Annotated in this window: 10 protein-coding genes; 8 read left to right on the forward strand and 2 right to left on the reverse strand. The window is 70.4% G+C overall.

Translation table 11 applies throughout. The annotated features are described in order from the left end of the window. Window positions 1-288 precede the first annotated feature (288 nt). From ACWDVB_RS39700 to ACWDVB_RS39735, 8 genes are all read left to right on the forward strand, one after another. A complete protein-coding gene (locus tag ACWDVB_RS39700) occupies window positions 289-960 on the forward strand; it encodes a VC0807 family protein (RefSeq protein ID WP_451519932.1) in 672 nt (223 codons plus the stop codon). 57 nt (window positions 961-1,017) lie between these two features. After that, the gene (locus tag ACWDVB_RS39705) at window positions 1,018-2,274 is read left to right on the forward strand and encodes an MFS transporter (protein ID WP_451519931.1); all 1,257 of its coding nucleotides are present in this window, start codon (window positions 1,018-1,020) and stop codon (window positions 2,272-2,274) included. Then, the gene (locus tag ACWDVB_RS39710) at window positions 2,225-3,400 is read left to right on the forward strand and encodes an acetoin utilization protein AcuC (protein ID WP_451519930.1); all 1,176 of its coding nucleotides are present in this window, start codon (window positions 2,225-2,227) and stop codon (window positions 3,398-3,400) included. Before ACWDVB_RS39705 ends, ACWDVB_RS39710 begins: the two co-directional genes overlap by 50 nt. A gap of 162 nt (window positions 3,401-3,562) precedes the next feature. Beyond that, window positions 3,563-4,378: a phosphatase gene (locus ACWDVB_RS39715; protein WP_451519929.1), complete on the forward strand. Its 816-nt coding sequence runs from the start codon at window positions 3,563-3,565 to the stop codon at window positions 4,376-4,378. Window positions 4,379-4,510: 132 nt separating this feature from the next. Continuing rightward, entirely contained in the window at window positions 4,511-4,720 is a 210-nt protein-coding gene (locus ACWDVB_RS39720) for a helix-turn-helix domain-containing protein (protein WP_062770509.1), read from the forward strand. 160 nt (window positions 4,721-4,880) lie between these two features. Continuing rightward, on the forward strand, window positions 4,881-4,979 hold the full coding sequence (locus tag ACWDVB_RS39725; RefSeq protein WP_003948845.1) for a 30S ribosomal protein bS22: 99 nt from the start codon (window positions 4,881-4,883) through the stop codon (window positions 4,977-4,979). Window positions 4,980-5,255: 276 nt separating this feature from the next. Next, window positions 5,256-6,305 (forward strand): NAD-dependent epimerase/dehydratase family protein, encoded by a 1,050-nt coding sequence (locus tag ACWDVB_RS39730; RefSeq protein WP_451519928.1) that lies wholly within the window; start codon window positions 5,256-5,258, stop codon window positions 6,303-6,305. Between the two features lie 14 nt (window positions 6,306-6,319). Then, complete coding sequence (locus tag ACWDVB_RS39735; RefSeq protein ID WP_451519927.1) at window positions 6,320-7,420, forward strand: lysophospholipid acyltransferase family protein; 1,101 nt, start codon at window positions 6,320-6,322, stop codon at window positions 7,418-7,420. Between the two features lie 39 nt (window positions 7,421-7,459). On the opposite strand, the gene ACWDVB_RS39740 is transcribed toward ACWDVB_RS39735, so the two are convergent. Both ACWDVB_RS39740 and ACWDVB_RS39745 read right to left on the reverse strand, forming a co-directional pair. After that, on the reverse strand, window positions 7,460-8,740 hold the full coding sequence (locus ACWDVB_RS39740) for a DUF5667 domain-containing protein (RefSeq protein ID WP_451519926.1): 1,281 nt from the start codon (window positions 8,738-8,740) through the stop codon (window positions 7,460-7,462). Window positions 8,741-8,926: 186 nt separating this feature from the next. Further along, a partial coding sequence (locus ACWDVB_RS39745) for a hypothetical protein (RefSeq protein ID WP_451612051.1) occupies window positions 8,927-9,142 on the reverse strand: 216 nt, incomplete at its 5' end.

A 9,142-nucleotide genomic window follows, 5' to 3' on the forward strand; every position in this document is an offset into this window, starting at 1 on the left:
GTACTGCAGGGGGGACCCTGTGGGAGAGTAGGACGCCGCCGAACTAATTGTAGAGAAAACCCCCGCACCCTTCGGTGCGGGGGTTTTCTGCGTTCCGGGGGAATTCCGGGCGCAGTGCTCTGCGGGAGCTGACTCGGCTGCTGGCATGGCCGCGGCCTGGTGGTGAGGCTGACATTTGTCACGGCCAGGTCCGGACGATCGTTTCTGTCGGGCCGCGGGGGTCGGTGGCGAAGCTGTGGGGGTCACGAAGGAACGGGACGTACACAGCTACGACGGAGGAACCCGATCATGAGCCAGCTCGCCGCCACCGAGGCCCCCGCCCCCGCTCCCGTCCCAGCGCTCGCCCCCGTCCCTGTTTCCGCCACCGGTGCCTCGGCGCCCGCCCTGGCGGCGCTGGCGTGGAGCAGTGTGCTGCCGGCCGGGCGTACGGCGTGGGGGCTCGTCAAGGAGCAGCGGGTGAATGGGCTCGCGGCGCTGATCCTGGCTGCCAACGTCGTCGGGCTGCTGCTCGCTCTCGTCGCCGGTGATCCGCGACTCATGCTGGCCAAGGACAGCGGGATCACCGCGACCGTGGGGATCGCCGTTCTGGTGTCGGTGTGGGTGGGCCGGCCGCTGATGACCGCCGCGCTCCAGCCCTGGGTGACCAAGGGGAACGCGGCGCGGATCCCGGCCTGGGAGGGGCTGAGTGCGGAGCGGGCGCGGTTTGCGCGGCTGGAGCGGATGTTCTCGTTGATGTGGGGTGTGGCGCTCTTCGGTGAGGCGGCGCTGCGGGTCGTCGGGGCTTACACACTGCCTGTGGACACCATGGTGTGGGTGGGTGGTGTGATCGCGGCGGTGACCATCACGGCGACCGTCATGGTCACGGGTGCCCTGGTCGTCGGGCCCATGGAGAAGATGGTCGGTGCGCGCCTCCAGAGGCGTCAGGGGCATCAGGGATGGCAGGGGCGTCAGGGGCGTTGAAATCAGGTGAGTGATCCATCTACCCCCGGGTAGTGCGGGGCCTTACGCTCTCCAGCCATGACTGATGTGCTGCGGCACGGCAGGGCCTCGCTGGCGTTCGCCTTCCTGGTCCAGGGAGTGACCTTTGCCCTGCTGGTGACGCGGATTCCGGCGATCCAGGACCGGTACGGGATATCCGACGGGCTGCTGCCGGTCTTCCTCGCGGCGGTGCCGATCCTGGCCGGCATCGGGAGCGTGGGCACCGAGCGGTTGGTCAAGCGGGTGCCGCCCAGTGGGGTGTTGAGGTGGTCGCAGCCGGTTGTGCTGCTGTCGCTGCTCGGCGTCGGGGCCGGTGACGCGATGTGGCAGGCGGCCGTGGCACTCGGGGTGTTCGGGCTCTCGGTGGGGGCGCTCGACGCGTCCATGAACATGCTGGGGGTCAGCCTTCAACGGGTGTACGGGCGCAGCATCATGCTCGGTTTCCATGCCGCGTACAGCCTGGGCGGGATCGTGGGGGCGTCGCTCGCCTGGGCGGGGGCGCACTGGGATCTGTCGCTGTTCGTGTCCTATCTGCCGGTCGTTGTTGTGCTGTTGCCAGGGGCTCTGATCGGGAGCCGGTGGTACGTCGATGCGAGGGCGGACGGGGAAGGAGCCGGGGACGGATCCGGGGACGGGGCTCGCGAGGCTGCCGGGAAGGGTGGGGGCGTCGCCTTCAAGCTGCTGCTTCCGCTCTGCCTGGTGATGACTGTCGCCTACATCGGGGACTCGACCGTCTCCAACTGGAGCGCCAAGTACGCGCAGGACGTGCTGGGCGGTTCGGAGGAGGTCTCGACCGTTCCGTACAACGCCTACATGGTCATGACGCTCGTGGGGCGCGGGCTCGGGGATCTGGGCGTGCGGAGGTTCGGGGCAGTGGCGGTGGTGCGGGGCGGGTCCGTGGTCGCGGCGCTGGGGTTCGCGGTCGTGGCGGTGGCGCCCGGGGCGTGGGTCGGGATCGCGGGGTTCACGGTGCTGGGGCTGGGGCTGTCCGTAATCGTTCCGCAGACCTTCGCGGCGGCGGGCAGGCGCGCCTTTGAAAGTCATGGTCCGGGGGCTTCGGATGCGGCCGTCGCGCGACTGAACATCTTCAACTATGTGGGGTTTTTGATCGGTTCGCCGTTGGTGGGCGGGCTGGGGGACGCGTGGAACTACCGGGGGGCGATGCTCGTTCCCATGGTGTTGGTGCTTGTGACCTTGCTGTACGCCCGTTCCTTCGCCCCCGGAGCGGACCGATACGGTGACGGGCATGAGCGGCCGCGCACAGCTGATGTGGGACGAGGCAGTAACGGGTTATGACTTCGGCCCGGGTCACCCCATGGACCCGGTCAGGCTCGGACTGACCCGAAGTCTGGTCGGTGCCTTCGGGCTCGACCAGGAGCTGGACGTGGTCGCGGCCAAGCGTGCCGGTGACTCGACGCTGCGCCTCGTGCACCGCGAGGACTATGTGGCGGCGGTCAAGGCGGCCTCCGTGGACCCCGCGTCCGCGCGCGGGGAGTACGGCCTCGGTACGGAGGACGTTCCGGCGTTCGCTGGGATGCACGAGGTGTCGGCGCTGATCGCCGGGCAGTCCGTAGGGGCCGCCGAGGCGGTGTGGCGCGGCGAGGCGCTGCACGCGGTGAACTTCGCGGGCGGGCTGCACCATGCCATGCCCGGGGGCGCCTCGGGCTTCTGCGTCTACAACGACGCGGCGCTGGCGATCGCGCGGCTCCTCGAACTGGGTGCCGAGCGGGTCGCGTATGTGGATGTCGACGTGCATCACGGGGACGGGGTGCAGGCCGCGTTCTGGGAGGACCCGCGGGTCCTGACGATCTCGCTGCACGAGCATCCCCGGACGCTCTTTCCGCAGACCGGGTGGCCTGAGGAGACGGGCGCGGCGGGGGTGGCCGAGGGGTCTGCCGTGAATGTGGCGCTGCCGGCGGGGACCGGGGACGCCGGGTGGGTGCGGGCGTTCCACTCCGTGGTGCCCGAGCTGCTCGCGGAGTTCCGGCCGCAGGTGGTCGTGACGCAGCACGGGGCCGATACGCACTTCGAGGACCCCCTCGCGCACCTCGCCGTCTCGCTGGACGCCCAGCGGGCGGTGCAGGCCGCCTGCCATGAGCTGGCCCATGAGTACGCCGACGGGCGGTGGGTCGCTCTGGGGGGCGGGGGATATGCCGTGGTGGACGTGGTGCCGCGGTCCTGGACGCATCTCGTCGCTGTCGCCGCGGGGCGGCCGGTCGAGCCCACGGCGGTGGTTCCGGAGGCTTGGCGGCAGGAGGTGTTCGCCCGTACGCGGCAGTTGGCGCCGGGGCGGATGACGGATGGGCGGTGGCCCGTGGGCTGGAAGGGGTGGGAGTCGGGGTACGACCCCGCTGATCGGCTCGACCAGGCTGTGCTTGCGGCACGGCGGGCCGCGTTCCCCCTGCGGGGGCTGTTGGCGTAGGGGATCTTGCCGGACAGCCGGACAGCCGGACAGCCGGACAGCCGGACAGCCGGGCAGCCGGAGGGGCTGAATAGGCGGCCGCATTGTGCCCCTGTTAGCCCAAGTGTGGGGGTTTTCCGGGGTTTTGAGGTCCCGTGGCCGCCGATGCGCCAGCATCGGACCGTGTTGACCACCGGCGCCCTGCGTGCGCATCTGTTGGCGGCTCGGCTGGCCGGGCCCGTGGCCACCTCTCGGGAAGAGAGTCTGCGGAGTTACCGGCTCTTCGCCGCCCGCGATCCCCGGATACTGCTCGGGTTGGATCCCGAGTGGCGCTGGGGGGCCGCGGACCTTCTGCGGCTGATGGCCGACAAGTGCGGGGTGTCCGCCGATCCGCGGCACACCTCGGGGGCCGACGTCATCGATCCGGAGCGTACGTTGAGGGCGCTCGACGCGTTCGCGGAGCGGCTCTCGGAGGCGGCGCGGAGGCGTCTTCCCGTACTCTTCGGGACCGGCCATCCGCAACGATTGCTGGGGTTCTACGCCGCCTTGGCGGACGCTCTGTCGGCGGCCGGATGCACCGTCCTCACCCCCGCGCAGGGCAACAGTGTCGACATAACGACCCGGTTCGGCCTACGCACGTACAACCTTGACTACGTACAAGGCGTCGCGCTGGTGCGCGAACCCGGCGCGCGTCCCACCGGGAGTGAGACCGGCGCACACACCCACTCACCGCTCCCGGTTCGGGCCGTTCTGGATGCCGCGGCACAGGCCGGCGGACCGCTTCCCGAGCTGGTCATCGGAGACCACGGATGGGTCTGCGGAGCAGGTCAGCTGGGGTTTGAGGCGATCGGTCTGGCGGATACGGATGATCCCGCGCTGTTCGTCGGAGAGGCCGAGGGGCAGGTGTCCGTCGTCGTTCCGCTTGATGACGCTGTGCGGTCTGATTACTACCGACCGCTTACTCGCTATGTACTCAATCGAGCGTGTCTGTCACAGTAGGCGGCCGATGGCTGCTCCTCTTCCCCACTCGCATCATCCGCCCCTAGTCTGGGGAGTGAGCGCGCAGCGACGAAGAGTCACCGGAAGGGGAAGCCGGTGCCCGTCATGTGCGGAAGGTTCAGGTGGGGTGTCATGGCTGAGAACCAGAGGCCGCTGAACGAGGTTCAGTTCCTGACCGTGGCGGAAGTCGCCTCGGTGATGCGAGTGTCCAAGATGACCGTGTACCGCTTGGTGCACAGTGGTCATCTGCCCGCCATTCGGGTCGGAAGGTCCTTCCGGGTCCCGGAGCAGGCGGTTCACGAGTACCTCCGCGAGTCCTATGTGGGGGTCGAGGCAGGCTGAGCGCGGGGGCCTTCGGGCCCCTTGTCGCAGGGCCCGCGCCAGGGTCCGTTGCCCCTCGATTACGTCCCTCACGCGGGGACGGGTAGGCTAGGCCGACGTAGGTCGTGTGGGCCCAGTCTGCTGCCCCGCACCGAGTGAAGAGAAGTGAGCGAGGGTAGTCGTGGGCTCTGTTATCAAGAAGCGGCGTAAGCGGATGGCCAAGAAGAAGCACCGCAAGCTGCTGAAGCGCACTCGCGTTCAGCGTCGCAACAAGAAGTAGGCGATCGCTGCACGCGTGTTCCGAAGCCCCTCCACCATCCGGTGGAGGGGCTTCGGCATGTTTGGGGCCCCCACGCGCGGTACTTGGGAGCCGGCGCGGTACGTCGGAACCGGAGCGGTACTTGAGCACCGGGCGCTTGGTCCATACGTACGCCTGTGTCCGTCGTCACTTCCCGCAGCGCGCGGTCATCACAGCGCAACACCGACCCGCTAGCGTGGGCCAGGACACAGTCGATGACGGTGTGCGGCGAGGGTTGGGGAAAGGCAGGCGCTGATCTTGGGCAAGGTCGTGCTCGTGACCGGAGTGGCCCGGCAGCTGGGCGGACGGTTCGTCCGGCGTGTCCAGCGCGATCCCGAGGTCGACCGGGTGATCGCCGTCGACGCGATCCCGCCCGAGCACCATCTGGGCGGCGCCGACTTCGTGCAGGCCGACATCCGGCAGCCCGCGATCGCCAAGGTGCTCGCCGAGTACGGCGTGGACACGGTCGTCCACATGGACGTCACGGCGACCGCGCTCGGCCGGGGCAGCCGCGGCTCGGTCAAGGAGACCAACGTCATCGGCACCATGCAGCTGCTCGGTGCCTGCCAGAAGTCGTCGACCGTGAAGCGGCTCGTGGTGAAGTCCAGTACGAGCGTGTACGGCTCCGCGCCCAGGGACCCCGCGGTCTTCACCGAGACCACGCCGCCCAAATCGCTGCCCAGCGGTGGCTTCGCCAAGGACACCGTCGAGGTCGAGGGCTATGTGCGCGGCTTCGCGCGGCGCCGACCGGACGTGGCGGTGTGCGTGCTGCGCTTCGCGAACATCCTGGGGCCCGCGGCGGAGTCCCCGCTCGCCGAGTACTTCTCGCTGCCGGTCCTGCCGACCGTGTTCGGCTACGACCCGCGCCTGCAGTTCGTCCACGAGGACGACGCGGTCGAGGTGCTGCGCCTGAGCGCGCACGACCCGCCGCGCGGGACGCTCAACAGCGGCACGTTCAACATCGCGGGCGACGGCCAGCTGCTGCTCTCCCAGTGCTCACGGCGGCTGGGCAGGCCCACCGTGCCGGTGCTCCTGCCGGCCGTCACCTGGGTCGGTTCGGCGCTGCGCACGCTCGGCATGACCGATTTCTCGCCGGAGCAGATCCGCCTGCTCACGCACGGCAGGATCGTGGCCACCCGGCAGATGCGGGAGACACTGGGCTTCAGGCCGAAGTACACGACCGCGGAGACCTTCGCGGACTTCGTACGCAGCCGGGGTCCTGGACTGCTGCCGCCCAGTGCCCTCGCGGGGGCAGTGGACCGGATCGCCGCGCTGCCCATCGCGGGTGGCAACCGAAGCGCCAACTGAGGAGAGCGTCAACGATGGCGGACGCCAAGGTCATTCCGTTCGACGACGACCGGTCGCGCGGAGGTGCGCAGCGCGCGCCGCGCCGCAGGTCCGCGCCCCGGCGCACGGGTGATCCCGTGGCCGTGAGCGAGGTCAAGGCGCTGCCGGGCCAGCAGCACGGCCCGCAGGACACCTCGCAGGACGGTCAGCAAGGCGGACAGCCGGTCGGCAGGCCGGGCGAGGGGTCGCGGGTGGAGCGTGCGGAGCCCCGCGAGAGGGCGCCGCGGCCGCGGGACAGCGGCTGGGACCGGCGCATCGCGGGCGGCCTGGCGTTCCTGCGGCGCCGGCTCACCGGGGAGTACGAGGTCGACGACTTCGGTTACGACGAGGAGCTCACCGACCAGGTCCTGATGTCGCTGCTCCGCCCCTTCTACGAGAAGTACTTCCGGGTGGAGGTGAAGGGCGTCGAGAACATCCCCGCGGACGGCGGGGCGCTGATCGTCGCCAACCACTCGGGGACGCTGCCGCTGGACGGCCTGATGATGCAGGTCGCGGTGCACGACAACCACCCGCGGGGCCGGCATGTGCGGCTGCTGGCCGCCGACCTCGTCTTCATGCTGCCGGTCATCAACGAACTGGCCCGCAAGGCCGGGCACACCCTGGCGTGCGCGGAGGACGCGGAGCGGCTCCTTGAGCGGGGCGAGCTGGTCGGGGTGATGCCGGAGGGCTTCAAGGGCATCGGGAAGCCGTTCAGCGAGCGCTACAAGCTGCAGCGGTTCGGCCGCGGCGGCTTCGTCTCGACGGCGCTGCGGACGGGCTCTCCGATCGTGCCGTGCTCGATCGTCGGGGCGGAGGAGATCTACCCGATGATCGGCAACGCCAAGACGCTGGCGCGGGTCCTCGGCATCCCGTACTTCCCGATCACGCCCACGTTCCCCTGGCTCGGGCCGTTGGGCGCGGTGCCGTTGCCGACGAAGTGGACGATCCAGTTCGGTGAGCCGATCCCGACGGACGGCTATCCGCCGGAGGCGGCGGAGGATCCGATGCTGATGTTCAACCTGACGGATCAGGTGCGTGAGCAGATCCAGCATTCGCTGTACAAGCTGCTGGTGCAGCGGCGGTCCGTGTTCTTCTGACCGCCGCCGCACCAGGCGTACCGACGAGGACTACTTCGACTACTTCACGCCCTCCTCGTCGATGCCGAGCTCCGGGAGCAGGCCGGGCAGGAGCGGTGGCAGGGTGACGTCCGGCTTGGCCGAGGGGCGGTCCTTGCCGGGCTTGTTCCTGCCCTCCGACGGGGGCGGTGGCGTCTTCTCGTCCGGTGGGTCGAGGAGATCGCCAACGCTGTCGCCGAGGACGTCCCCGCCCGGGCTGTGCGGCGTGGAGGGTCCGGGCTCGCGGTCGCCGCGCGTGTCTCCGCCGCGTCCGCTGCCGCTGTCGCTGCCCGAGGGGGCGGAGGGACGCCCGTCCGTGCCGTAGGAGCCGGGGGGGCTCTGCGGGGTCCGGCCGGTCGTGCCGCCCCTCTCGGGGGCGCGGGGCAGCAGGGAGCGCAGCGGCTCGACCTCTTCGTCTATGGCGTCGAAGACGGAGTCCACCTGCTGGCCCATGTCGCCCAGCTGGACCGGCAGGCGGCCCTGGAGGTCGCTCCATGCCTCGCGGTGCGACCGGGAGAACGCGGACAGCGCCTGGATGGGGCCGAGCGAGCCGTCGCGCTCGTACGCCTCCAGGAGCAGGCGGTGGCCTTCCGTGGCGTCGTGCCGCATGCCGGAGAGCGCGCGTCTGACCTCGCCGACCGACTCGTGGTCGAGGGGACCGGAGCGGTCGCGCTCCATGAGTCTGCGGGCTTCGCTCAGCCGGGTGGAGGCCTGGTCGAGGTAGATCCGGCCGCGGTCGGCGTCGCCGTCGGCCATGCCCAGCTTGAAGTCCTCCATGCCGCGCTTGAGGCCGTACAGCGAGTCGCCCGGGAGGGCGTCCGAGCTGGCGGCGGCGACTCCGCCGAAGGCGCCTGCCGCGACGCCGACGGTGAGGCCACCCGCCGCGATGCCCTTGGACAGGCGCGAGCGTGGCCGCAGCTTGCGCAGCGGACCCGCTCTGTGGGCGCCCTTGCGGGAGCGCTGTTCGGGCACCGGGGCACTGCCGCGGCCCTCCAGGAGCATGGCCTCCATCGCGGCCACGAGCTGGGCGCGCTGGACGACCTTGACCTCGGGGTCGAGGGCGGGTTTGGGCAGCGCGTCGAGACCTTGGACCAGGGCCCGCATGCGGCCCCGCTCGGTCGGTTCGGCGCGTGCCGCGGTGGTTTCGGGGGACTCCACGGACGCGGTCGCGGGCGCGGTTGCGGCCGCGGACGTGGACGCGGAGTCCTCGGACTGCTCGGCCGCCGGGTCCTGGGCGGAATGCTCCTCCAGGGCCTGGGCGAAGGCGTTCGCCCGCCGGTGGGCCGATACGTTCGCGATCACTGGCGGCACCTCCTCTCGTCATGACGGTCGACTCCCCAGGGGGTCCTGAGGGCTGCCTGTCCTGAACGCTTCCACACGATCGAGTGAGCGTATGGGTTTCCCTCCACTCATCAGGAGTCGGGGGAACGGTCAGGTGGCGACCACAGGGAGCCTGCATCCCGCACAACGAGCGTCGCGGCACTTGGGTTACGGACGGAGGATGATCGGACCACGAAGAATCGGCGAGGGGCCGTGGTCGTTGGAGCGGCGTGCCTCGACGTAACGCTCGTAGCGTTCGTAGCGCTCCACGCGGCGGCGGTTGGCGCGGCGGAAGCGGCGGGCGACCAGGCGGGCCAGGTGAATGAGGCACGTGCGCTGCAGCACCGGTTCACCACCGCGAGCGACTTCCCGCTGATGGCGCCG

Source organism: Streptomyces sp. NPDC003379 (assembly GCF_053589195.1).

Bases quoted from the DNA above. Each gene is read 5' to 3' on its own strand.
- ACWDVB_RS39700 (WP_451519932.1), top strand. From the start codon at position 289: ATGAGCCAGCTCGCCGCCACCGAGGCCCCCGCCCCCGCTCCCGTCCCA.
- ACWDVB_RS39705 (WP_451519931.1), top strand. From the start codon at position 1,018: ATGACTGATGTGCTGCGGCACGGCAGGGCCTCGCTGGCGTTCGCCTTC.
- ACWDVB_RS39710 (WP_451519930.1), top strand. From the start codon at position 2,225: ATGAGCGGCCGCGCACAGCTGATGTGGGACGAGGCAGTAACGGGTTAT.
- ACWDVB_RS39720 (WP_062770509.1), top strand. From the start codon at position 4,511: ATGGCTGAGAACCAGAGGCCGCTGAACGAGGTTCAGTTCCTGACCGTG.
- ACWDVB_RS39735 (WP_451519927.1), top strand. From the start codon at position 6,320: ATGGCGGACGCCAAGGTCATTCCGTTCGACGACGACCGGTCGCGCGGA.